This window comes from Pandoraea commovens (genome assembly GCF_902459615.1).
Lineage (GTDB): Bacteria > Pseudomonadota > Gammaproteobacteria > Burkholderiales > Burkholderiaceae > Pandoraea > Pandoraea commovens.
In genome coordinates, this window is sequence record NZ_CABPSA010000011.1 from 16,135 (window position 1) to 39,678 (window position 23,544).

The 23,544-nt window shown below is 64.3% G+C and carries 17 protein-coding genes and 1 riboswitch; of the genes, 6 read left to right on the plus strand and 11 right to left on the minus strand.

Going from position 1 to position 23,544, the window contains the following annotated elements; all coding sequences use genetic code 11:
* Positions 1-36 precede the first annotated feature (36 nt).
* From PCO31010_RS23915 to PCO31010_RS23925, 3 genes are all read left to right on the plus strand, one after another.
* Positions 37-1,995 carry an aconitase family protein gene (locus tag PCO31010_RS23915; RefSeq protein ID WP_150666456.1) on the plus strand — a complete coding sequence of 653 codons (1,959 nt, stop codon included), beginning with the start codon at positions 37-39 and terminating at the stop codon, positions 1,993-1,995.
* Between the two features lie 295 nt (positions 1,996-2,290).
* Positions 2,291-3,709 (plus strand): MFS transporter, encoded by a 1,419-nt coding sequence (locus tag PCO31010_RS23920; RefSeq protein ID WP_150666457.1) that lies wholly within the window; start codon positions 2,291-2,293, stop codon positions 3,707-3,709.
* Between the two features lie 91 nt (positions 3,710-3,800).
* Complete coding sequence (locus PCO31010_RS23925) at positions 3,801-4,394, plus strand: class I SAM-dependent methyltransferase (RefSeq protein ID WP_150666531.1); 594 nt, start codon at positions 3,801-3,803, stop codon at positions 4,392-4,394.
* 44 nt (positions 4,395-4,438) lie between these two features.
* On the opposite strand, the gene PCO31010_RS23930 is transcribed toward PCO31010_RS23925, so the two are convergent.
* Positions 4,439-5,362, minus strand: a complete 924-nt coding sequence (locus PCO31010_RS23930; RefSeq protein ID WP_150666458.1) for a LysR family transcriptional regulator — start codon at positions 5,360-5,362, stop codon at positions 4,439-4,441.
* Positions 5,363-5,741: 379 nt separating this feature from the next.
* Between PCO31010_RS23930 and PCO31010_RS23935 the strand changes: the two genes are divergently transcribed.
* The gene (locus PCO31010_RS23935) at positions 5,742-6,338 is read left to right on the plus strand and encodes a hypothetical protein (RefSeq protein WP_150666459.1); all 597 of its coding nucleotides are present in this window, start codon (positions 5,742-5,744) and stop codon (positions 6,336-6,338) included.
* Positions 6,339-6,374: 36 nt separating this feature from the next.
* On the opposite strand, the gene pepN is transcribed toward PCO31010_RS23935, so the two are convergent.
* Complete coding sequence (gene pepN / locus PCO31010_RS23940; protein WP_150666460.1) at positions 6,375-9,086, minus strand: aminopeptidase N; 2,712 nt, start codon at positions 9,084-9,086, stop codon at positions 6,375-6,377.
* A gap of 294 nt (positions 9,087-9,380) precedes the next feature.
* Here pepN and PCO31010_RS23945 point away from each other — a divergent pair, with 294 nt between their 5' ends.
* Positions 9,381-9,989, plus strand: coding sequence for a DUF4136 domain-containing protein (locus PCO31010_RS23945; protein ID WP_150740104.1), 609 nt, complete (start codon positions 9,381-9,383; stop codon positions 9,987-9,989).
* A gap of 75 nt (positions 9,990-10,064) precedes the next feature.
* On the opposite strand, the gene PCO31010_RS23950 is transcribed toward PCO31010_RS23945, so the two are convergent.
* The 7 genes from PCO31010_RS23950 to xdhA all read right to left on the minus strand — a co-directional run bounded on the left by PCO31010_RS23950 (position 10,065) and on the right by xdhA (position 20,164).
* Positions 10,065-10,622 carry a TMEM165/GDT1 family protein gene (locus tag PCO31010_RS23950; protein ID WP_150666462.1) on the minus strand — a complete coding sequence of 186 codons (558 nt, stop codon included), beginning with the start codon at positions 10,620-10,622 and terminating at the stop codon, positions 10,065-10,067.
* A 13-nt stretch (positions 10,623-10,635) separates the two neighbouring features.
* Positions 10,636-10,820: riboswitch (yybP-ykoY riboswitch) on the minus strand.
* Between the two features lie 300 nt (positions 10,821-11,120).
* Positions 11,121-12,458, minus strand: coding sequence for a guanine deaminase (guaD, locus tag PCO31010_RS23955; RefSeq protein ID WP_150666463.1), 1,338 nt, complete (start codon positions 12,456-12,458; stop codon positions 11,121-11,123).
* A gap of 19 nt (positions 12,459-12,477) precedes the next feature.
* On the minus strand, positions 12,478-13,941 hold the full coding sequence (locus PCO31010_RS23960) for an NCS2 family permease (protein WP_246184755.1): 1,464 nt from the start codon (positions 13,939-13,941) through the stop codon (positions 12,478-12,480).
* A gap of 141 nt (positions 13,942-14,082) precedes the next feature.
* On the minus strand, positions 14,083-15,153 hold the full coding sequence (locus PCO31010_RS23965; RefSeq protein ID WP_150666464.1) for an adenosine deaminase: 1,071 nt from the start codon (positions 15,151-15,153) through the stop codon (positions 14,083-14,085).
* A gap of 107 nt (positions 15,154-15,260) precedes the next feature.
* Positions 15,261-16,340, minus strand: coding sequence for a xanthine dehydrogenase accessory protein XdhC (gene xdhC / locus PCO31010_RS23970; RefSeq protein WP_150666465.1), 1,080 nt, complete (start codon positions 16,338-16,340; stop codon positions 15,261-15,263).
* Entirely contained in the window at positions 16,340-18,679 is a 2,340-nt protein-coding gene (gene xdhB / locus PCO31010_RS23975) for a xanthine dehydrogenase molybdopterin binding subunit (protein ID WP_150666466.1), read from the minus strand. Before xdhB ends, xdhC begins: the two co-directional genes overlap by 1 nt.
* 12 nt (positions 18,680-18,691) lie before the next feature.
* On the minus strand, positions 18,692-20,164 hold the full coding sequence (gene xdhA, locus PCO31010_RS23980) for a xanthine dehydrogenase small subunit (RefSeq protein WP_150666467.1): 1,473 nt from the start codon (positions 20,162-20,164) through the stop codon (positions 18,692-18,694).
* A gap of 226 nt (positions 20,165-20,390) precedes the next feature.
* Here xdhA and PCO31010_RS23985 point away from each other — a divergent pair, with 226 nt between their 5' ends.
* Positions 20,391-21,356, plus strand: a complete 966-nt coding sequence (locus PCO31010_RS23985; RefSeq protein WP_150666468.1) for a LysR substrate-binding domain-containing protein — start codon at positions 20,391-20,393, stop codon at positions 21,354-21,356.
* 87 nt (positions 21,357-21,443) lie between these two features.
* Here PCO31010_RS23985 and PCO31010_RS23990 read toward each other — a convergent pair whose 3' ends face one another.
* Positions 21,444-21,956, minus strand: a complete 513-nt coding sequence (locus PCO31010_RS23990; protein WP_150577024.1) for a disulfide bond formation protein B — start codon at positions 21,954-21,956, stop codon at positions 21,444-21,446.
* Positions 21,957-22,165: 209 nt separating this feature from the next.
* The gene (locus tag PCO31010_RS23995; RefSeq protein ID WP_150666469.1) at positions 22,166-23,542 is read right to left on the minus strand and encodes an amidase; all 1,377 of its coding nucleotides are present in this window, start codon (positions 23,540-23,542) and stop codon (positions 22,166-22,168) included.
* Positions 23,543-23,544 lie beyond the last annotated feature (2 nt).

The window sequence follows — 23,544 nt, forward strand, 5'->3', positions numbered from 1 at the left end:
AGGGCCGCTATGCTGTCTTCCGGAGGTGAATGCCGCATGGAAGACATCATTCGTTTCGATGGCCGCGTGCTGTTTCTGTCCGACGACCCGGCCATCGTGCGCCGCCAGTTGTCGGGCGAGTCCGTCACGCGCGCCGAGGCTGGCGTGCTGCGCGACAACGTTTCAACGGACGAAATCACGCCCGTCACCGTCATGCTGACGTACGACGAGCGACTCGGTCGCTATCCGTACGTCGGTTTCAAAGCGGGAAACGAGATGCCCGTGGGCGAGCACGAGGTGCGTCGCGGTGGTTTTCAGGTCACCGTCGCTGGCAAGCGCTATGGCAAGGGCTCGTCGCGTGAGTCGAGCCCGCTGGCGGAGTTGTCGGCGGGTATCCGTCTGATCGTTGCCGAGAGCTTCGAGCGCATCTATCAGCAGAACTGCGACAACATCGGCATTCTGACGACGACCGATTTCGGTGTGCTCGACCGCATTCTCGCGGGTGAAGCCATTCCGATTACCGAATTTCTCAAGGGGCGCGATGTCCTCACGCAGCAGATCATCCGCAGCGGCGGTCTGCTCGCGTACAGCAAGTTTGCGGAGTGGCCTGCGCCGCGTGCGCATGACGACGCAGCGACGACGCCAACCCAGTCGCCCCGCACCCTCGTAGAAAAGATCATGGCGCGCCGCCTGCATCCGGCCACGCCGGGTGCCGAGCATGGCGACGGCGTGTTCGTGCGCGTCGACTGGCGTTTCTCACATGATTACTTCACGGGGATGTGCGCGCATTTGATGCATCGTGCATTCGGTGAACCGGCGGCGCTGCACGATCCGGCGCGCATCATCGCGTTTCAGGACCATCTGGTGCTCGCGGCGCAGAGTTTCCCGCATGTCTCGCAAGGGCTGTTGCCCGGTGTCGCGAATCTGACGAGCGGTCATCGCGAGTTCGTCGCGCGCTATCCGGTGCTGGCGCACGGGCAACTCGCAGACGACGGTGAACACGGTGCCGACGGCATCTGCCACGCGCTCATGGCCGAGCGCTACGCGTTGCCCGGCCAGATCGTGATCGGTACCGACTCGCATACGCCGCACGCGGGCGCGCTCGGTTGCCTCGCGTTCGGCGCGGGGGCTACGGACATCGCGAACAGCTGGGTGACGGGCTACGTGCGCTGCAAGGTGCCGCAGACGTTGCGCATCGAGATCGACGGCGACCTCGCGCCGGGTGTGACGGCCAAGGACGTCGTGCTGCATCTGCTGCGCCTCGACGCCATCCGAAGCGGCGGCGCCATCGGCCTCGTCTTCGAATATGCGGGGAGTGCCGTACGGGCCATGTCAGTCGACGAGCGCGCCACGCTCACCAATATGGTGGCCGAGCTGGGCGGCTTTACCGGCATCGTCGCACCGGATGAGAAAACGGTGGCGTTCCTCAAGGAGCGGCGAGGCATCGACTTCACGCTCGAACCGTGGATGACGAGCGACGTCGGTGCGCGCTATCGCGACGTGATCCGCATCGATGCCGCCGCGCTCACGCCAATGCTCGCGCGTCCGGGCGACCCCGGCAACGGCGTGGCGCTCGCCGAGTTGGACGCTCCCGTCGCCATCGACATCGCCTACGGCGGTTCCTGCACCGCAGGCAAGCGCGACGACTTCGACGCTTATCACGACGTGCTCGCGTGGGGTGTCGCCCACGGACTGCGCGTCGCACAGGGGCGGTCGCTGTTCCTGCAATTCGGCACGATGGACGTGCGCGCCTACTGCGAGGTGCAAGGCTATCTGAAGACGTTCGAGGAAGCGGGCGTGACGCTCATCATGCCGGGCTGCGGCGCGTGTGCGAACTGCGGGCCGGGGCAATCGACGTCTTCCGATCAGGTCACGATCAGCGCGATCAACCGCAACTTCCCGGGACGCTCTGGACCGGGCAGTGTCTGGCTCGCGAGTCCGTATACGGTCGCGGCGAGCGCGCTGGCGGGGCGCATTGTCAGCTTCGACGAATTGAAAGCGACGGCATTGCGGTAACGCGCGTTGCGACGGTTTCGCTGTGTGCGACGCATGCCGCAGCACATCGACGATTCGATACGATGTGCTGCGCACCGTCACATCGGAAAGAGGCTGTGCTGTTGTTGGTGAACATCGCAATTTTTCGTAGTACGTGGCAAAGGTGACTGGCGCGGTGTCATTCGTGGCACAATTTCGGCCTCGCGCCTGTCGATTCATGGTGTATCCGATGTCCGAAGAGACGTCGGACTGTGAGCAGTTCGGCCATGACCGAACGGGCCCGGAGACGATTTCCATGCCATCCCCCGACGTATCAATGCCTTCCATGCCTCGCGCCGCTCAAGCAACGACAGCGGCAACCCGCCTGACCGCAGGCGACATTTCCGCCCGACTCGACCGTCTGCCCCCGACCCGCACTGTCTGGAAACTGGTGGTGCTGCTCAGTCTCGGTTTCTTCTTCGAACTCTACGACTTGCTCTACACCGGTTACATCGCACCGGGTCTGGTGAAAAGCGGCATCCTCACGCCCACGACACCGGGCCTGTTCGGCACGACCGGTGTGGCGAGTTTCATCGCCGCGCTGTTCTCGGGCCTATTCATCGGCACCATTGCGTGCGGCTTTCTCGCCGACCGCTTCGGGCGTCGCGCGGTGTTCACCGGCTCGCTGCTCTGGTACACCGTCGCCAACGTCATCATGGCGTTTCAGGAGACGGCCACCGGCGTGAACTTCTGGCGCTTCGTGGTCGGCCTCGGCATCGGCGTGGAGCTGGTGACGATCGGCACCTACATCGCGGAGCTTGTGCCCAAGCAGATTCGCGGGCGCGCCTTCGCGTGCGAACAGGCCGTCGGTTTCACGGCGGTGCCGGTCGTGGCGCTGCTCGCGTATTGGCTCGTGCCGCGCGAATTCCTCGGTCTGGAAGGCTGGCGCTGGGTGGTGCTCATCGGCGCGCACGGTGCGGTGTTCGTCTGGTGGATTCGCCGTGCTCTGCCGGAGAGCCCGCGCTGGCTCGCGCAGAAGGGGTGTCTGGATGAGGCGGAGCGTGTGCTTTCGGCGCTCGAAGCCAAGGTCGAGCGCGAGTACGGCAAGCCGCTGCCTGCGCCGGGCGTGCCGGAGCCGGTCGTGCCCAAGAGCGCGTTTCGCGACATGTGGGTGCCGCCGTATCGCAAGCGCGCCATCATGATGATTCTGTTCAACATCTTCCAGACGGTCGGCTTCTACGGCTTTGCGAACTGGGTGCCGACGCTGCTCATCAAACAGGGCATCACGGTGACGACGAGTCTCGCATATTCGAGCGTGATCGCGCTGGCCGCACCGGTCGGCCCGCTGATCGGGCTATGGATGGCCGACAAGGTCGAGCGCAAGCACGCCATTGTGTGGACGGCCGGTATCGGTATCGTGTGCGGGATGGTGTTCTCGCAGGTCACGTCGTCGGTCATGCTGATCGCGATGGGCATTGGCCTGACGCTTGCGAACAACATCATGTCGTACAGCTATCACGCGTATCAGACGGAGTTGTTCCCCACGGGCATTCGCGCACGTGCGGTGGGTTTCGTCTATTCGTGGAGCCGCTTCTCGGCGATTTTCACGGCGTTCCTGATCGCGTCGGTGCTGCGCAATTTCGGCGTGACCGGCGTGTTCGCTTTCATCTCTTGCGCCATGCTGGTCGTCATGCTCGCCATCGGTCTGATGGGGCCGCGCACGAAGGACATCGCGCTGGAGAAGATTTCGCAGTAAGACATTGCAGTAAGACATGCATCGCGCCGACGAGGGCGATTCCCCGTCGCTTCGTCGCGCGACCGCTCACCGCATACCCGAGATCCCGATCATGGCGGATTTGCAGACCGAAGCGGCCTATGAGGCCAATGCCGAACGCTACAGCGAGGACTGGCTGGAGCAACCGCCGCCGGACGATATGTACGCACTGCTTGTCCGCCATTTCGTTCCGGGCGGCCGGACAATCGACGTGGGATGCGGTAATGGGCGCGACGCCGCATGGCTCGCTCGACAAGGTTTCGATGTCGCAGGTTACGACGCCTCACCGGCGCTTGTGGCGCTCGCGCGCAAGACCTTCCCGTGGGTGATGTTTCACGTCGACCGTTTGCCGTCGATGGAAAGCGTGACGACGCAGTTCGACAACGTGATCTGCGAGACGGTACTGATGCATCTGCCGGTAGATGAGGTGGCTCAGGCCGCAGATCGGTTATGGACGCTGGTGCGTCCGGGCGGTGTGCTCTACGTGTCGTGGCGCGTGACTGAAGGGGCCGATCTGCGCCACGACGACGGCCGTCTCTATAGCGCGTTTGATCCCGCAGTCGTTCGCGCAGCGCTGCATGAGGGCGTTGTGCTCCATGAAGAAGACGTCACGAGTGCGAGTTCAGGCAGGCGCGTCTGCCGCCTGATCGTGCGGCGCCCCGCCTGACGACTGGCAACACGGCGGAGGTTTCGCTCCGCCCGCACACGTCGTCAGATCAACTCGATGCCTGGCAACGTCAGCAGACTTGTCTCACGCATGATCGAGACGAATTCGCCGATGTACGGGCGTGCCGTTGTTGCCGGTAGCGTGGCGGCCCACAGTTCGGCCGTCAGCCCTTGCGGCGTGATGGGCCGTGCGCTCACGTAACGACGCTCCAGATAGCCGGTAATCGCCCACAGCGGCAGTGCGGCCAGCCCGCGACGGCTCGCCACCAGTTGCAGGATCGCCACCGTCAGCTCGGTCGTGCGGCGTGTCGGCTCGATGCCCGCCGGGCGCAGCACCTGTCGCACGATGTCGAGCATGTCGTCGGGCACGGGATAGGTGATGAGCGTCTCGTCACGGAAATCCTCGGCGTCGACATGCGACTTGGCAGCAAGCGGATGGTCGTTCGCCATGAGCGCCATCATCTGAAAGCGGAACAATGGATGGAAGTCCACCGCTTCGCCTTCCTCATGCTCGGAGATGATCGCCAGATCCGCGCGGTCCTGATGCAGCAGCCCGATCGGGTCGGCATGAAAGCCCGACACGATGTCCAGTTCCACTTCCGGCCAGCGCTGACGAAACGCATCCATCGCGGGCATCAGCCAGTCGAAGCACGTATGGCATTCCACGGCGATGCGCAATGTCCCCTGTGTCCCCTGAGCGAGCCGGGTGAGATCGCGCCCCGCTTCGTCGACGGCGGGGACGACGTCTTCCGCGAGCGCCAGCAAGCGCTTCCCCGCCGGAGTGAACACGAGCGGGGCCGACTTGCGGATGAACAGCGGCAAGCCGTAGAAATCCTCCAATGCCTTGATCTGATGCGACAGAGCGGATTGCGTCAGGTGAAGCCACAACGCCGCGCGAGAGACGCTGCCGGTGTCGCGCAACGCCAACAAGGTCTGCAAGTGACGAAGTTCGATAGGGGGGCGTTGCATGAGCAAAATTAATCGAAAATGTAAAAAACGTTCGTTTTGATAATACACGCGCACCCAGGATACTGCCAGAGGCTCACGCACCCGGCTTGTCGTGCATAGGCGTGCAGCCGACCGCCGCGCACAGCGCGACGTTGGCCTCGACTGAATCGGCGTGGGCGCCTTTCAATGGTGCGACAGGTGCTTTGGAAGGGAGGGGGCGACGCAGCACCTGTCAGGGTTGACAGGTGCGTAATTGCATTGCGTTGTCTAGACTGCGCTCCAAATGGCGCGCATGCATGAGAGAAACAAGAAATAGCAAGTTGCGCGCCTATGCGGGTGACGGCAAGACACGCTCGCGGCAACGACTCGGAATTGCAGAGCAGAAGTCGGGAGGTAGCGCATGGATGAGTTCATTCTCCTTTCGCGCGGTGATCTCGTGCCGCCAGTTTCCGTCGACAGCCGCTATCCAAGGGTGATGATCGACGAGCAGGGAACGCCGGAACGCGCAGCGTTGCACTACGACGGCTGCATGAAGTCGTGGTGCTACGACGGCGAGGAAAAGCGGCGCTTTCTGCCTGTCGACGTGCGGCTGGATGTCGTGGATGGCTCGCCCCACTGGTGGAGTGTGCGTGCGGAAGTACGCTCACCGGTTGCGTCTCACTCGGCGTTCGACGAGTCGCTGCGCCTCACGTTTCGCTCGCACCTGCGCAACGGCACCTACGAGGTCGAGAGTCCGCCGGACGCCGACGTGATGATGATCTATCAACTGACGTTTCGCGACCCGCCCGCCTATCCGGGGCAGGATGTGCACATCACTGTCAGTGCGATGAGCGGCAAGGTGACGTTATGCAACGATCCCGCCAACTTTCTCATGGGCGGGACGTTCGAGGATGTGGTGATTCCGGTGCCGGCGCTGCGGCCGTTGATCGGTGCGGGGCCGCGCTGGCCTTACAAACTTTGCCTGACCTGCGGGTACTTCGAAGTCATGCGGCCGTGACGGTGATCGCCCCCGGCCGCATGCCTTTGACATCGATCAGGCGAGCGCCTTCTCGACGATCTCGCGCACGTCTTTCGACAGCGCCTGATGCTGCGCCACTTGCTGCAAGGCGTCACGCATACGCTCGCGCAGCGCGGGCGTGTACTTGCGCCAGCGGTCGAGCACGCGCGCCAGTCGGGCGGCGACCTGCGGGTTGAGCGCATCGAGCGCCAGCACCTGCTCGGCCCAGTACTGATAGCCCGAACCGTCGGTGGCGTGGAACTGCGCCGGATTGCCGCTGCAGAAGCTGAAGATCAGCGAGCGGGCGCGGTTCGGATTCTTCAGCGTGAAGGCCGGATGCCCCATGAGCGCGCGCACCGCATCGATCACACAGTGGCTGCCGTCGCCACGCTGCATCGCCTGAAGTGCAAACCACTTGTCGATGGCGAGCGGTTCGTTCTCGAAGCGCTGATAAAAGTCCACAAGCGCTTCGGCGGCGTGGTTCGGGCCATGAGCTGCGTCGCCTTCGCGTGCCGCACCGCCGCGTTGTACCAGCGCGGTGAGCGCGGAGAAGCGGTCGGTCATGTTGTCGGCCGTGTCGTATTGCGTGCGGGCGGTTTGCGCCACGCCGGCGTCGGACAGTTCCATCAGATACGACAGGGCGAGGTTCTTGAGCGCACGCTCACCGGCCGATGCTGCGTCGGGCTGATACGGGCCCGGCACACGATGGTTGTGATACGCCGCGAGCCATTCCGTATGCAGCGATGCGGCCAGACGTTGACGCAGATACTGACGCGCCGCATGAATGGCGGCCGGATCGATCTCCGTCATCTGCTCGCCGAGATACGACTCAGCGGGCAGCGTGAGCGCCTGCGCGCGGAACGCCGGATCGAGCGTTTCGTCGCGCAGCACCTGGCGGAAGGCTTCGAGTACATAGCTGTCCACGCTCGGCAACTGGCCCATCTGAATCGATTCGACGAGGGCGAGCAACTGACGCGTCGCGAGACGCTGTCCGGCTTCCCAGCGGTTGAACGGATCGCTGTCGTGCGCCATCAGGAACGCGAGTTCGTCGATGGTGTACTCGTGTTCGACGATCACCGGTGCCGAGAAGCCGCGCAGCAGCGACGGCATCGGCGTGTGAGCGACGTCGACGAACGTGAAGCTCTGACGCTCCTGCGTGAAGTCGAGCACGCGCGTGGTAGATGCCGGTGCATCGGCCGCTTCACCGTCGAGGCGCAGCACCATGTCGCGGCCGTCGCGATCGAGCAGTCCCACGGCGAACGGAATGTGGAACGGTTGCTTGACGAGCGTTTCGACCTGCAACTCGACGCCGACCTTCGGGCAACGTTGCGTGAGCGTGAGGGTGTACGTGTGGGCGGCTTCGTCGTAGACGGCATCGACCGTCACACGCGGCGTGCCAGCCTGGCTATACCAGCGGCCGAACTGTGTGAGGTCACGCTGATTGGCGTCGGCCATTGCGGCGCGGAAGTCGTCGCACGTGACGGCCTGACCGTCGTGACGCTCGAAGTACAGATCCATGCCGCGACGGAAGCCGTCACGGCCGAGCAACGTCTGATACATGCGCACGACTTCGGCGCCTTTCTCGTAGACGGTGACCGTGTAGAAGTTGTTGATTTCGACGTAGCTCTCGGGGCGCACCGGGTGGGCCATCGGACCGGCGTCTTCCGGAAACTGCGCCTGACGCAGCACGCGCACGTCGTCGATGCGCTTGACTGCGCGGCCCGACTCGGAGCCCATCATGTCGGCGGAGAATTCCTGATCGCGGAACACCGTCAGACCTTCCTTGAGACTCAACTGGAACCAGTCGCGGCAGGTCACGCGGTTGCCGGTCCAGTTGTGGAAGTACTCGTGGCCCACGACCGCTTCGATGTTGCCGAAATCGTCGTCCGTCGCCGTGGCGGCGTCGGCCAGCACGTACTTCGTGTTGAAGATGTTCAGGCCCTTGTTCTCCATCGCACCCATGTTGAAGTCGCTCACGGCGACGATCATGAAGCGATCGAGATCGAGCACACGGCCGAAGCGCTCCTCGTCCCAGCGGATCGAGTTGACGAGCGAATGCATGGCGTGTTCGGTCTTGTCCAGATCCTGCGGCTGCACCCAGACCTGGAGGAGCTTCTCGCGGCCGTCGCCAGCGACGATGCGTTCCTCACGGCAAACCAGATGTCCGGCGACCAGCGCGAACAGATAGCTCGGCTTCTTGAACGGGTCGTCCCAGACGGCGAAATGGCGGCCGTCCGGCAGATCGCCCTTGTCGATCAGATTGCCGTTGGCGAGCAGCACCGGATACACCTCGCGGTCGGCGCGCAGCGTCACGGTGTACGTCGCCATTACATCCGGACGGTCGAGGAAGTAGGTGATCTTGCGAAAGCCCTCGGCTTCGCACTGCGTGAAGAAGTTGCCGCCGGAGACGTACAGCCCCATGAGCGACGTGTTCTCTTGCGGACGGCAGCGGGTGACCAGCGTAAGTTCGAACGTTTCGGGCGGTGCAACGACGGTGAGCGATTCTTCGCCGGTGCGATAGCCGGACCACGGCTTGCCGCCGATTTCGAGGCTGACCAGTTGCAAGCCCTGGCCCACCAGTTCGAGGTCGCCGCCGGGGCCGGCCGGATTGCGGTGAATGCGCAATCGGCTGGTCACGGTGGTCACGTCGGGGGCGAGGTCGAAGTCAAGTTGGACGGTGTCGATCAGATACGCCGGGGGCGTATAGTCGGAGCGTTGGATGACACCTGCGAGGTCGGTTCTGAGCATGGACGGTAATGTGCGGACGGCCAAGGATTCACAAATTGTAACGGAGTGGCGCGCTTAGGGTCTGTTCACATGTATTCCGGGCTCGTGAACGTGTTCTACCGGTTGGCTGGCAAGGCGCCCGGTCCGAGTCGACAATTTGCTGAATTTTCGTTCAACGCAACCGTCAAACGAATCGGATGTGCGCGAGATGCCGTCCTATGCTTAAATCGTCGCAACAAAATGACCAATGAGGCTGATGAGGCGCAGCGGCACCGAGGCGTCTACAGCGGGTTTCGGAATCGGGAGTACAGAATCATGTGGAAACGATGGGGAATGGCGACGTTGGCCGTCGCCAGCGTGTTACTGGCCGGATGTGCCAGCACGGTGACCAGCCAGGTCACGGCGTTCGGCACTTCGCCGGGCTTCGAGGGGCCGCGCACGTATGCGCTCACGCGCACCCCCGAGCAGCAGAACAATCAGGAGCATGCGACATACGAGCAGTGGCTGCGCACGCGTCTCGCGGGGGACGGTTTCAGTGAGCAAAGCCCGTCGAGCGCGCACTATCTGATCGGCATGTCCTACGGCATTACGCAGCAGGTGATGCGCGTGACGGAACCGGCCTACGACCCGATGTTCGCCCCCGGTCCTTGGGGACCGTGGGGGCGTCCGTGGGGCTGGTACGGTTATCCGTACGGCGCGCCGCCGGCGTACATCCAGCGCGATTACCCGTACGGCCTGGCTGGCTTGCAACTGCGCTTTACGGACCGTCCGACGGGCAAGGAGGTGTATCGCGTGCAGGCCGAAACGAGCGATGCCGGGACGTCGATGGCCTCGGCCATGCCGTTTCTGATCGACGCGGCACTCAAGCAACTGCCGTTCCCGAGCGGGCAAACCGTCAACGTCCAGCAAAAAGTCGGGCAGTGATGGTGTGATTGATGCAAAGAAGACCGGCCGATCCCAGGCCGGTCTTTTTCGTTTACCGAAGTGATGGCGAGATCATTACTGCATCAGCGTGATGACGCCGAGCACGAGGAAAATCACGGCCGCCACGGCATGCACGGTGCGGGTCGGCAGGCGTCCCGAGAACTTGTGGCCGACGAGCACGGCAGGCACGTTCGCGAGCATCATGCCGAGCGTCGTACCCGCCACCACACCGAAGAAGTCCTGATAGCGCGCGGCGAGCATGACCGTCGCGATCTGCGTCTTGTCGCCCATCTCGGCGATGAAGAACGTGATGACGGTCGAGAGGAATACGCCGAACTTGCGACGTGTGTCGGCCTCTTCGTCGTCGAGCTTGTCGGGTATGAGAATCCAGATCGCCATGCCGATGAAGGAAGCCACGACGGCCCATTTCATGATGGCGGGACTGATGGCCGTCGACAGCCATTCGCCGACCGCCCCGGCAAAGCCGTGGTTGACGAGCGTGGCGACGAAAATGCCGAGAATGATCGGTACGGGCTTCTTGAAGCGCGCAGCGAGCACAAGGGACAACAACTGGGTTTTATCGCCGATTTCGGCAAGCGCGACCACACCGGTCGATACGAGGAATGGGGACACCTTATTTTTCTCCGCCGGGCCGTGTACATGCGAGCCAATGACAATGCGTCCCGGCCCGGATGGCGGAAGCATCGTCATCGGTCTCGCCAGGCCCGAGGGCTGCGCACGCCATAGCCGGAACCGGCCAAGTCTGTTGACGTACGCCCCTGCCGAAGACTGATGTCTATGACAGGGCGGCTACTCCCCAATGAATCGAGGCGGATTATAGCATCGGCGCAGGGCTATCGCGCAAGCGACGGTTCCGTGACATCGCGGTAACCGGCGACGCAATGAGAAAAAGGGTGACCGTCGGCTGCTCAATGCAAAAAAGGGCAGCCATCGGCTGCCCAAGGAGATCCCCGACCGTTTGCCCCTTGCGCACGGTCGGCGACCGCGAGGGCGCGCGCGTCGCCAGAGCGACGACGCCCACGCCCTCGCGTAAGACATCAGGCCTGCGGCATGCGCCAGCAGACCGGATCGGTGCAACGACTGCGATCAGCGCATCAGGCCATCATTCCATCAAGCGGCCGCGCGGTGATGGACCGGCTTGCCAGCGGCATACGTCTTGGCAATCGCGCGATCGTCACCGAGCATGGCGAACGCGAACAGCAATTCCTCCAGCGACTCCGCCAGCGCCGTACGACGCGCGAGCAACGGCGTCGCCTTCGGATCGAGCACCACGAAGTCGGCCTCGGCGCCCACGGCGAGCGTGCCGATGGTGCCGTGCAGATCCAGCGCGTGTGCAGCCCCTTCGGTCGCGAGGTAGAACATGCGTTCGGCCGAGAGGTGATACCCCGACAGACGCGCGACCTTGTGCGCTTCGTTCATCGTCTGCAACATCGAGAACGTGGAGCCGCCGCCCACGTCGGTCGCGAGCGTGACCGGCATGCGCGTCGCTTCGGCAGCAGCAAAGTCGAACAGGCCGCTACCGAGGAACTGGTTGGACGTCGGGCAATGCGCGGCCACCGTTCCCGTCTCGAACATACGGCGACGATCATGCTCGTCGAGCCAGATGCAGTGACCGTACACGGCGCGCTTGCGCAGCAGCTTGTAGTGATCGTAGACGTCGAGATAGCTGCGATGACCGGGGAACAGCGAGCGTACCCATTCGACTTCGTCGGTGTTCTCGGCGACGTGGCTCTGGATGAACACGTCCTGATACTGTTCGGCAAGTTCGCCGCACACGCCGAGCTGCGCCTCGGTCGAGGTCGGCGCAAAGCGCGGCGTGAGCGCATACAGCTGACGCCCCTTGTTGTGCCAGCGCTGAATCAGCGCTTCGCTGTCGCGTGCGCCGGTCTCGGCCGTGTCGCGCAGGAACTCGGGGCAGTTGCGATCCATCATCACTTTGCCCGCGATCATGCGCAGGTTGCGCGAGTCGCTTTCCTTGAAAAACGCGTCGGCCGAGCCGGGGTGCACCGTGCAGTACACCAATGCGCTCGTGGTGCCGCCGCGCAGCAATTCGTCGAGGAAGAACTGGGCAACATCCGCCGCGTATTCCGGATTCTCGAAACGGCGCTCGGTCGGGAACGTGTACTTCTCGAGCCAGGGCAGCAGCCCCGGCGCGGGCGACGCGATCATATCCGTCTGTGGATAGTGGATGTGCGTGTCGATGAAGCCCGGTGTGATGACTTTGTCGCGCAGATCCTCGATGGGTGTGCCGGCGGGCAGCGTCGGCGCAACCTTGGCGTAGTCGCCGACGGCCGTGATGCGGCCGTTCTCGAACGCGACGATCCCGTCCGTGTGGTGAACGGTGCCCGGCGTGCCATCGAGATAGGCGCGCGCCGGATCGTGCGTGAAGTAGACCAGTTGCGCGCGGACGGCGCGCAGGGCCTGCGGCGTCGTGTTTGTGGTGGACATTAGCGGGGTCCTTGTGTCGTTACATTTGCGTGAGCAGCAGCACCGCGAGCGCGGCGACGATCCACATCGCAGGCTTGATTTCCTTGATGCGTCCCGTGAACAGCTTGAGGACGACGAAGGCAAGGAAACTGTAGGCGATGCCGTCGGTAATCGAATACGAAATCGGAATCATCACGAGCGCGATGAAACTCGGGATGGCTTCGTCCATGCGATGCCACTCGATGCGCGCCACAGATTCCATCATAAACACACCGACGAGAATCAGCGCCGGGGCCGTGGCGATAGCGGGCACGAGCGAGAGCATCGGCGACAGGAACAGGAACGGCAGGAACAGCAGCGCGCAGACGACAGCGGTCAGGCCGGTGCGGCCGCCCTGTGCGATACCCGCCGCCGACTCAATGTAGGCGTTTGCCGGGCTCGTGCCGAGCGGGCCGGAGATCAGCACCGAGAACGAGTCGACGATCATCGCTTGACGCATGTTGCGCGGATTGCCGTCGCGATCCTTCATGTTGCCCGCTTCGGCAATGCTCATGAAGGTCGAGAGGGTATCAAAGAACGCCGTGAAGAGCATCACGAAGATGAACGGCAGGTACGCCACCTTCAGCGCGCCCAGCAGGTCGAGCTGGCCGATGCCCGAGAAGTCCGGTGCAGCGAAGAAGCCCTGGAAGTTCACCAGCGTGGCCGTGGCGATTTCCTTGGGGAAGTAGCCGCTGCCGTCGCCCCAGAGGCGGCCGATGGGCACGGCCATGAGGGTGGTGACGACGATACCGATCATCAGCGCGCCGTTCACGCGGCGTGCGACGAGCACGGTCGTGAGCGCCAGGCCGATGAGGAACGTGACGGTCGGCGGCGACAGGTGCGCCAGACGCACCACCGTGACCGGATCGCTGACCACGAGCTTCGCGTTGACCAGCCCGATCACCGTGATGAACAGACCGATGCCGCACGAGATCGCGTAGCGCAGGTTCGAGGGAATCGCTTCGACGACGAAGCGTCGCACGTTGAGCGCGGCGAGCAGCGCGAACAGAATGCCCGACCAGAACACACAGCCCAGCGCCGTCTGCCAGGGCATGCCCACGCCGTGCACCATCGTGAAGGCGAACAGGGCGTTCAGGCCCATGCCCGGCGCAACCAGCACCGGATTGCGCGCGTAGAGACCCATCGCGCAACTGCCGAAAAAGCTGATGAGCACCGTAGCAGTGAGTGCCGCCGGGAAGGCCATACCCGTCTTCGACAGAATGGCCGGGTTCACGACGATGATGTACATCGCCGCGAGGAAAGTCGTGATACCCGCTATCACTTCGGTGCGGAACGTGGAGCCGAGCGACGTGATGCCGAAATAGCGGTCGAGTGTCGACGTGGGTTGCGCGCCCGCCACGCGCGTGTTGTCGTGTGCTGCGTCCGGTGCAGCCGGGGCTGCACCCAGCGTTGCCGCTGCTGCCGCTGCTGCATTACTCGCCGGGGGGCTGAGCGATGAGTCCATGGGGTGTTGTCTCCGATATTTTCTATGTGATGAGCGCCCGGCGTTGCGCGGTGTGGGGGCACCTCGCGACGTGTATCAGGGCACGCTCGAAAAATAGCATCGGGCCCCAGCGAAAATATTCCTAATGGGGAATGTTCGACATCATCGGGAGGTAATGTGACGACCGGCCCAAACGTCGATTTGCGCCGCGCGGAATCGCTCCAGTTCGCCGATCAGACGCTGCTTTTCGCTGTCGTCGATGAACGAAGCGTCGAAGCTATTCCTTGCCATCGTGTAAGCGTCGTCGAGCGTCATGTCGAGGGCATCGAACGTCGCAAGGAAGTTCTCGTTGAGATAGCCGCCGAAGTAAGCGGGATCATCCGAGTTGATCGTTACGGCCAGTCCGCGTTTGAGCAGTTGGTGCAGCGTGTGCTGCCCCATGTGATCGAACACTTTGAGACGCACGTTCGAGAGCGGGCACACCGTCAGCGCGATCTTTTCGCGGGCCAGACGGTCGAGCAGCGCTTCGTCTTCGATGGCGCGCACGCCATGATCGACGCGCTCCACGCGCAGCATGTCGAGCGCTTCGTGAATGTACGCGGGCGGACCTTCTTCACCGGCATGCGCCACGATACGCAGCCCGAGCGCACGGCAGCGCTCGAAGACACGCGCGAACTTGTTGGGCGGGTGGCCCTGTTCCGACGAATCGAGCCCCACACCCACGAGACGATGGCCGTGGCTGTTGAAATAGGGCAGCGCCGTTTCCAGCGTTTGCAGGGCGTCTTCCTCGGGCAGGTGGCGCAGGAAGCACAGGATCAGACGACTTGTGATGCCTTGCTGTGCTTCGGCTTCAGCCAGCGCGCGTTCGATGCCGTTCACCACGGTGGCCATCGACACACCGCGCGACGTATGCGTTTGCGGGTCGAAGAAGATTTCCGTGTGACGGATGTTGTCGGCGGCGGCGCGCGCCATATAAGCGCGCGTCATGTCGTAGAAATCGTCTTCGGTGAGCAGCACGCTCGCGCCGGCGTAGTAGATGTCCAGAAAGGACTGGAGATCGGTGAAGGCGTAGGCGTCGCGCAGGGCTTCGACGCTCGGATACGGCAGCTTCACCTGATTTCGCTCCGCGAGCCGGAAGATCAGTTCGGGCTCCAGCGTGCCCTCGATGTGGAGATGCAGCTCCGCCTTGGGCATGGCGCAAAGGGTCTTGGCGAGTTCTGGCGTGAGGGGCATGGTGTGTCTTCTTGGGGGAGATGGGCGGGATTTTACCGTCGCAGGCGTTTGTCGTGCATTGGCGCGTCGGGTGGTCGCTCCGGTGTCCGGGGGAGGCTGGCCGCGTTTCAGACAGGAATACCGCTGTCCTGCGCACCGGCCGGTGCACTCTGGCGCATCTGTTGTTCACGCACGCGCAGCAGTTGTGCGGTCACGGCAATCGCAATCGTCGCGGGCGCTTTGCCGGAGATGCCCGCCACGCCGATGGGGCAGATCATCTGCTCGAAGCGCTCGGGCGGCACGCCCCGGTCGCGCAGACGATGCTCGAACTGGCGGCGCTTGGTCATCGACCCGATCAGCCCGAAATAGGCGAAATCGTCGCGTTTGAAGATCTCCTCGCACAGACGCTGGTCGAGCGCATGGTTGTGCGTCATGACGAGGAAGAACGCGCCCGGCGGCGCTTCGGTGACGAGGGCCTCGGGGGTGTCCGTGGATTCGACGACGGTGTTCGGCGGCACCGTCTCGGGGAACGTTTCGGTGCGCTCGTCGGCCCACGTGACGCGGCACGGCAGCGTGGCGAGCACCTGCACGATGGCCTGTCCGACGTGTCCCGCACCGAACAGCACGATGTGAAAGTCGCTCGGCGCGAGGCGCTCGCTCAGCCACAGCCAGCCGTCGCTGCCTTGCCAGAAGGAACAGGCGGCGTCGTCGGCGTCGCGGGTGAGGGTGTGCGGGTGGGCGAGAGGTTCGTCAGCATCGAGTTCGGTCAGCATGACCGGCCCGCCCTGATGCTGGCTGGCCGCAGCGTCTGCGCCGGGTGCGCCAAACGCTACGCTGCGCAGGCTCGCCTCACCGGCCGCCAGACGTTTGTGCAACGCGCTCACCCAGGCCAGATCGCCCAGCGTGAGCACTTCGAAGGCGAGGGTGACCGCACCGCCGCAGCACTGCCCGAGGCTCGGGCCAAGGGCGAAGCGCTCGACGTGACGCGCGCCTTGCTGTCCGTACTGACGCAGCAGTTGACGGGCGACGTCCATCGCTCGCCATTCGAGATGGCCGCCGCCGATGGTCTCCCACACGTGCTCGCGCGTGACGAGGAGATGCGTGCCTGCCTCGCGCGGTGCAGAACCCTCCACGCGCGCGATCGTCACCAATACGGCGGCCTCACCGCGTACGAGCAGTTTGTGGGCGGCGTCGACCCAGCGATGCATCAGGCGGCGCTCCGCGTGCGCAACTCGGTGATCGCCATGAGCAGCGCTTCGGACGTGGCCGGCGCGTTCAGCACCGGTTCGTCGCGATAGTCGTTCACGCTGGCTACGGCGTCGCGCAGTGCATTGAAGACCGAGAACGGTAGTAGCAGCGGCGGTTCGCCGACCGCTTTGGAGCGGTGGATCGAGTCCATCACGTTGGCGTTGTCGAACAGATTCACGCGGAAGTCCGTCGGGCAATCGCTGATGCCGGGGATCTTGTACGTGGAGGGGGCGTGCGTCATGAGCTTGCCGTCCTTGTTCCACCACAGTTCTTCCGTCGTCAGCCAGCCCATGCCCTGAATGAACGCGCCTTCGACCTGTCCGATGTCGAGCGCCGGGTTGATCGACTTACCGGCGTCGTGCAGCACGTCGGCGCGCAGCAGACGCCACTCGCCGGTGAGCGTGTCGAGAATGACTTCCGAGACCGCTGCGCCGTACGCGAAGTAGAAGAATGGGTTGCCGTTCATGGTCTTGGCGTCCCATGACAGGCCCGGCGTGGCGTAGAAGCCGTCCGACCAGAGTTGCACGCGCGCCCAGTAGGCGGCTTCCACGAGATCGGGGAAGGGGATGTGATTCCCGTTCGCGCTGACGACATCGTTGGCGAACGTCACTTCGTCGGCGGCGCAGCCGTACTTCGTTGCCGCGAACTCTGCCAGGCGCTGACGGATTTGCCATGCAGCGTTCTGCGCGGCCTTGCCGTTCAGGTCTGCGCCGGTCGATGCTGCGGTGGCCGACGTGTTCGCGACCTTGGTCGTGTCGGTCGCCGTGACACGCACGTGCGAGAGGTCGACGCCCAACTCGTGCGCCACGACTTGCGCGACCTTGGTGTTCAGGCCCTGACCCATCTCCGTGCCGCCGTGGTTCACGAGCATCGAGCCGTCGCGGTAGACGTGCACGAGTGCACCGGCCTGATTGAAGGCCTGCACGTTGAACGAGATACCGAACTTGAGCGGGGTGAGCGCAAGGCCCTTGCGCAGTACGGGACTTGTGCGGTTGAACGCCTGCACGGCGTCGCGACGCGCGCGATAGTCGCTCGTCTGTTCCAGCTCGGCGACCAGCTCGTGGATGATGTTGTCCTTGACGAGTTGCCCGTACGGCGTGGTGTTGCGCTCGGTCTTGCCGTAGAAATTCACACGGCGCACGTCGAGGGCATCCTTACCCAGACGTCGCGCGATGGCGTCCTGCACCACTTCCATGATGAGCGCGCCTTGCGGGCCGCCGAAGCCACGGAACGCCGTGTTCGATTGCGTGTTCGTCTTACCGCACAGGGCGCGCAGATCGGCGTCCGGCACGAAGTAGGCGTTGTCGAAGTGGCAGATGGCACGTGTGGCGACCGGGCCGGACAGGTCGGCCGAGAAGCCTGCGCGCAGCGTCATGTCGACCTTCGCGCCGGTGATGCGACCGTCGTCGTCGAAGCCGACGTCGTACTCGAAGTAGAACCCGTGACGCTTGCCCGTCATCATGAAGTCGTCGTCACGATCCAGACGTAGCTTGACGGGCCGCTTCAGACGAGACGCACACAGTGAGGCCACGCACGCGAACAGGCCCGATTGCGATTCCTTACCACCGAAGCCACCGCCCATGCGTCGGCACTCGACGTGCACCTGATGGCTATGCCAGCCCAGCGCGTGGGAGACAAGCGCCTGCATCTCGCTCGGGTGCTGCGTCGAGCAATAGAGGTGGATGCCGTCGTTTTCCTTGGGGATGGCGTACGAGATCTGTCCTTCGAGATAGAACTGCTCCTGCCCGTTGCATTCGAACGTGCCGCTGATGCGGTTGGGCGAGGCTTGCAGGGCGGCATCGGCGTCGCCGCGACGCAGTTGCATCGGCGGGAGTACACCCGCGCCAGCGGCTTTGGCGGCCTGAGGCGTGAGGATGGCGGGCAGGTCTTCGTATTCGCCCTTGGCCAGTCGTGCGGCACGACGGGCGGCGTCGTGCGATTCGGCGACCACGGCGAACATCGGCTGGCCGATGTACTGGACGACACCGTCCGCGAGGATCGGATCGTCGTGGATGACCGGGCCGCAATCGTTCACGCCGGGGATGTCGGCGGCGGTGAGCACGGCGATGACGCCCGGTGCGCGGCGCACGGCGTCGAGATCGAGCGAGAGAATGCGGGCGTGTGCCTTGGGCGACGCACCGAGCGCGCAGTGCAGCGTGCCTTGCAGCTCGGGAATGTCGTCGGTGTAGGTGGCTTCGCCAGCTACGTGAAGCTCGGCCGACTCATGCGGGCGCGAGCGGCCAACCTGGGCAGCTGTCTGTGCGGTCTGCGTCATGAAGCCTTCGACTTGCGTGTTCATGGGCGGCTCCGGTTAGACGTTGGCGAACGCGTTGACTTCGTGTGCCGCAAGCGGCGCGTCGTTGCGCGTTTCCAGGAAAAAACGATACAGCAGATTCTGCGCACCGGCCAGTCGGTAAGCACTCGTCGCGCGCATGTCCGAAAGCGGCTGATAGTCCGTCGGCAGGGCGGCCATCGCGGCACGCACGGTCGCTTCCGTCCACGGCTGGCCGTTCAGTGCGGCTTCGATGGCGCTGCCGCGCTTGGGCGTCGCGGCCATGCCGCCGAAAGCGATACGGGCCGAACGCACGGTATCGCCTTCGAGTTCTACAGCGAATGCGGCGCACACGGCGGAGATGTCCTGGTCGAAGCGTTTCGCGAGTTTGTACGTACGGAAACGTTGCGACGATGCGGGCAGCGGCACGCGAATCCCCTGCACGAACTCGCCCGCTTCGAGGGCGTTCTTCTGATATGCGATATAGAAGTCTTCGAGCGGCATTTCACGCACCACGCCTTCGCGATGGAGCACGATACGCGTGCCGAGCACGATCAGCGCGGGCATCGAGTCACCGATGGGCGAGCCGTTCGCGACGTTGCCGCCCAGCGTCCCGGCGTTGCGGATCGGGAACGAGGCGAAGCGCTGACGCAGTTCGGCCAGATCCGGGTAGTGGTTGACGAGCGCATCGAACGCATCGTTGAGCAAAGCTCCCGCACCGATATAGATGCCGTTCGGACCCTCGGAGATCTCGCGCAGTTCCGCCACCTGGCCGATGTAGATCAGATGCTTCAGCTCGCGGAATTGCTTCGTCACCCACAGGCCGACGTCGGTGCTACCGGCGAGAATGCGTGCGTCCGAATAAGCGGCGCGCAGACGGCCCAGTTCGGCCAGCGTGCGCGGGGCGTGGAAGACGTGACCGTCGTGCTCGTACGAGAGCGTGTCGCCGCGTTGCAGCGCCTGCAACTGCTCGGCGAGCGCCTTGCGGTCGAATTCGTGACGCGGCAGGTCGTACATCTTCTGGGCGGCGTCGACGATGGGGCGGTAGCCCGTGCAGCGGCACAGGTTGCCCGACAGGACGTCGTCGATCTCGCGGCGGCTCGGGCAGCCCGCTTCTACCGGACGGTTCAGATACATGGCCCACAGCGACATCACGAAGCCCGGCGTGCAGAAACCGCACTGCGAGGCATGGCAATCCACCAGCGCCTGCTGCACCGGGTGCAGCGTGCCGTCGGCATGGCGCAGGTCTTCGACCGTGAAGAGCGCGCGGCCGTCGAGCGTGGGCAGGAACTGGATGCAGGCGTTGACCGCGCGCAGCGCCACATTGCCATCGTCGGCCAACTCGCCGATCACGACCGTGCAAGCGCCGCAATCGCCCTCGGCACAGCCTTCCTTGGTGCCGGTGCAGTGCAGGTCTTCGCGCGTGTACTGAAGCACGGTGCGGGTCGTGGCTTCGCCAGTGACCTCGTGCACCTTGCCGCGGTAAAAGAAGCGGATGGCTTGTGTCTCCATGATTCTCAGTGTAGTGCAGTGCAATTGTGGACGCGCCGGCGTTGCCGCATTGGTCTTTTTAACGGCCGGCGTGGGGATGAGCCGAAGATAGCACCGGCGGCACAGGGAAATATTTCGCCGCCATGATGATGGCTATTCGGACGCCCCGATGACCCGCCATTGTCATAAACTACGGCTCAACCCGCCGTTTTCCGGTCTTCAACACGCCTTCAGAGCGCCCCCGCACATGCAAAGACCCCGCGAACAGATCGACGCCTACCTGCTGCGGGTGCTCCATACGCTGCTCACAGAGCAAAGCGTGTCGCGCGCCGCGCTCAAGCTCGGCCAGTCGCAGCCGGCCATCAGCAACTCGCTGCGCCGTCTGCGCGAGATCACGGGCGACGCCATTCTGGTGCGCGGCAAGAGCGGTATGGTCGCCACCGAGCGCGGTCGTGAGCTGCTGGGCTACGCCACCGATGCGCTCGCCGCGATCGAACGCATTACGCACCCGACCACGGAATTCGCGCCGCAGACCACCACGCGGGCGTTCCGGCTCGGTGCGCCGGACTACCTCGACGCCGTTTTTCTGCCCAATATCGCCGAAGTGCTGCGCCGCGACGCGCCGTCGGCCCGTCTGCACGTGCAACCCATCAACGCCGGTTTCGACTATGCGGGCGCGCTGGAAAACGGCTCGCTCGACGTGGTGATCGGCAACTGGCTGGAACCGCCGCCGCAGTTGCATATGTCGCGTCTGTTCGACGACGAAGTGGTCTGCATGCTCGGCGCACAGCATCCGCTGGCCAACAAGGGCATCTCGCTCAAGCACTACCTGGAATTGCCGCACCTCGCGCCAATGCCGTATGTGGCCGAGCGTCAGAGCTTCATCGACGGTTTTCTGGCCGAGCAGGGCCTGCGTCGCAACATTCAGATGACGATGCCGTATTTCGGGCTCGTCCCGTATGTGCTGATGCGCACCGATCTGGTGTTCACGACGGGGCGTCAGTTTGCGCAGCATTACGCGCGCTATCTGCCGATCCGCGTAGTGCCGTCGCCGGTCAACTTCCCGCCGATGCGCTTCTATCAGTTGTGGCATGAACGCACGCACGCCGCGCCCGAGGTGACGTGGTTGCGCCGACGGATCGCCGAAGTGGCCACCGAACTCGACGCGGCCAGCGGCGCAGGAGAGCCGACGCCGGCGCTGGTGCGGCCTTGACGACGTTCGAGTGACTGCCAAAAAGCCAACGGCCGTCGCCCTGAGGGGCAGACGGCCGTTGTGCGTTTGGGAGCGCCGCCCGGTGCGTTAGCGCAGCGAAATGGCGCGGCGCGGGCGATGCAGCGCCAGCGCGAGGAAGATCACGACGAATGCCGCGAGCGACCACATCGGCAGCGTCAGACCGAGGATCGGCGGGTACATCGTCTGGCACATACCCTGCACCTGGAAGACCTGCGGCAACAGGCGCGAGGTCGGCAGCGCGTCCACAAACCCTTCGACGACGTCGTAGCCGCAGCTCACCATCGGATTGGCCTGCACGTAGATGAGATACGCCGACGCAGCCATCCCGCCAATCGCCGAGAGCGCCGCGAGCACGCGTGCCACTTTAATCCCTGCCCAGCCGCGCGAGACCGCGCCGACCAGCCCGAAGATCGCGATCAGCACAAGCGCGTAGCGCGCCAGAATGCACAGCGGACACGGGTCTTCGTGAAGCACGTACTGGAAGTACAGCGCACCGCCCAGCAAGGCGAGGCAAACCACGGTGAGCAGGAGATACAGCAGACGTTCGCGGCGAAAAGCCGGGTCGAGTTGAGCGTTCATTTCACTTCAGGCGGTAGGCCATCACGAATCCCACGAATCCCGCAAATCCCCGCATGACGCCGGGCGGCAGGCACTTGGGCTGGGATTGTAACCCCAGCCCGATTCGCATGTGAGATGAAAAATTGCGGGATTTTTCGGAACTTTCCATCGAAAAATCGGACGTTTGCGCGCATTTCTGTACGAAATCGTCCGAAAGTTGAGGATTGCGCTCAGCGGGCTGGGCGCAGGGCCTGCTCGATGGCGCGGGCGACCGGGAACAGGCGCGCGTCGTCGCCTGCAGCACCGCTGACCATCAGGCCGATGGGGGCCTCGCCCTGACCCTGACACGGCAACGAGAAGGCGCACCCGTCGATCATGTTGATGGCCGTTGGGTTGCGCAGCACCAGAGCGTTGGTGGCGGTGAAGGTGTCGTCGCTGGCTTCGAGCGGTGCGATGGCCGGTGGCGTGAGCGGCACGGTCGGGCACAGCACGGCGTCGAAGCTTTGCCACACGGGATTCGCCGCTGCGATGAGCGCGGCGCGGGCGTTCAGCAGATCGATGTAGTCGGCCGCGCCTGCCGGTTCGCCCTTGCGAATGCGCACCAGCACGCGCGGGTCGTAGCCGTGCGCACGCTCGGCCAGCAACTTGCGATGCCATGCGTACGCCTCGATGGGCGAGAAACCGAAGCGGTTGATCGCGGGCAGGGTGTCGAACGGTGCGAATTTGAACTCGACGAGCGTTGCACCCGCCTTGGCGAGCGTGGCAAGGGCGCGCTCGTAGATGGCGAGTGCGGCGGGTTCTGCGCCGTCGAGCACGAAATTCGTCAAGATGCCGAAGCGCATGCCACGAAGGTCGCGCGGTGCGATCGGTGTTTCATTTGGGACGGTGCCCGACAGAATCGCATCGACCCACGCGCAGCAATCGACCGAGCGGCCGATGGGGCCGACGGAGTCGAGCGTGGTCGAGAGCGGCAGCGCGCCATCGCGCGGCGTGCGCGAAGCCGTCGGCTTGAAGCCCGTCAGACCACAGAACGCGGCCGGAATACGGATCGAACCGCCGGTATCCGTGCCGAGGCCGACGGCGGCCATGCCATCGGCCACCGACGCGGCGGCGCCTGAGGATGACCCACCCGCGATGTGCCCGACTTCACGCTGCCACGGCGAGCGCGGCGTGCCGTAATGCGGATTCAGGCCGAGACCGGAGAAGGCGAACTCGGTCATGTTGGTACGACCGACGATCACGGCACCTGCCTGACGCAGACGCGCGACGGCCAGTGCGTCGTGCGTGGCGGGGGCGGCGTCGGAGAGCACCGTGGAGCCTGCCCGCGTGACCTGACCTGCCACGTCGAACAGGTCTTTCACCGAGACGGGAATGCCCATCAGCGGCGACAAACGGGCGCCGGCGCGGCGCAGGGCGTCGAGGCCGTCGGCGGCGTCGCGGGCGGCTTGTGCGTCGACCTGCGTGAAGACGACCCTGCCCTGACCGGCCGGATCGGCGATGCGCGCGAGCGCCTGCTCGGTGAGGGCACGGCTGGTGGTGCGGCCTGCGTCGAGCGCGGCGGCGAGGTCGGACAGGGGGCGTTGCAGATCGATGGCGTCGTGGCTCATGT

What these genes read in the sequence shown, in the direction of transcription:
- PCO31010_RS23945 (WP_150740104.1), top strand. Translation starts at nt 9,381, where the DNA reads ATGTGGAAACGATGGGGAATGGCGACGTTGGCCGTCGCCAGCGTGTTA.
- guaD (WP_150666463.1), bottom strand. Translation starts at nt 12,458, where the DNA reads ATGTCCACCACAAACACGACGCCGCAGGCCCTGCGCGCCGTCCGCGCG.
- PCO31010_RS23925 (WP_150666531.1), top strand. Translation starts at nt 3,801, where the DNA reads ATGGCGGATTTGCAGACCGAAGCGGCCTATGAGGCCAATGCCGAACGC.
- PCO31010_RS23995 (WP_150666469.1), bottom strand. Translation starts at nt 23,542, where the DNA reads ATGAGCCACGACGCCATCGATCTGCAACGCCCCCTGTCCGACCTCGCC.
- PCO31010_RS23960 (WP_246184755.1), bottom strand. Translation starts at nt 13,941, where the DNA reads ATGGACTCATCGCTCAGCCCCCCGGCGAGTAATGCAGCAGCGGCAGCA.
- PCO31010_RS23920 (WP_150666457.1), top strand. Translation starts at nt 2,291, where the DNA reads ATGCCTTCCATGCCTCGCGCCGCTCAAGCAACGACAGCGGCAACCCGC.
- PCO31010_RS23990 (WP_150577024.1), bottom strand. Translation starts at nt 21,956, where the DNA reads ATGAACGCTCAACTCGACCCGGCTTTTCGCCGCGAACGTCTGCTGTAT.
- PCO31010_RS23915 (WP_150666456.1), top strand. Translation starts at nt 37, where the DNA reads ATGGAAGACATCATTCGTTTCGATGGCCGCGTGCTGTTTCTGTCCGAC.
- xdhB (WP_150666466.1), bottom strand. Translation starts at nt 18,679, where the DNA reads ATGAACACGCAAGTCGAAGGCTTCATGACGCAGACCGCACAGACAGCT.
- PCO31010_RS23965 (WP_150666464.1), bottom strand. Translation starts at nt 15,153, where the DNA reads ATGCCCCTCACGCCAGAACTCGCCAAGACCCTTTGCGCCATGCCCAAG.
- xdhA (WP_150666467.1), bottom strand. Translation starts at nt 20,164, where the DNA reads ATGGAGACACAAGCCATCCGCTTCTTTTACCGCGGCAAGGTGCACGAG.
- pepN (WP_150666460.1), bottom strand. Translation starts at nt 9,086, where the DNA reads ATGCTCAGAACCGACCTCGCAGGTGTCATCCAACGCTCCGACTATACG.
- PCO31010_RS23930 (WP_150666458.1), bottom strand. Translation starts at nt 5,362, where the DNA reads ATGCAACGCCCCCCTATCGAACTTCGTCACTTGCAGACCTTGTTGGCG.
- PCO31010_RS23985 (WP_150666468.1), top strand. Translation starts at nt 20,391, where the DNA reads ATGCAAAGACCCCGCGAACAGATCGACGCCTACCTGCTGCGGGTGCTC.
- PCO31010_RS23935 (WP_150666459.1), top strand. Translation starts at nt 5,742, where the DNA reads ATGGATGAGTTCATTCTCCTTTCGCGCGGTGATCTCGTGCCGCCAGTT.
- xdhC (WP_150666465.1), bottom strand. Translation starts at nt 16,340, where the DNA reads ATGCATCGCTGGGTCGACGCCGCCCACAAACTGCTCGTACGCGGTGAG.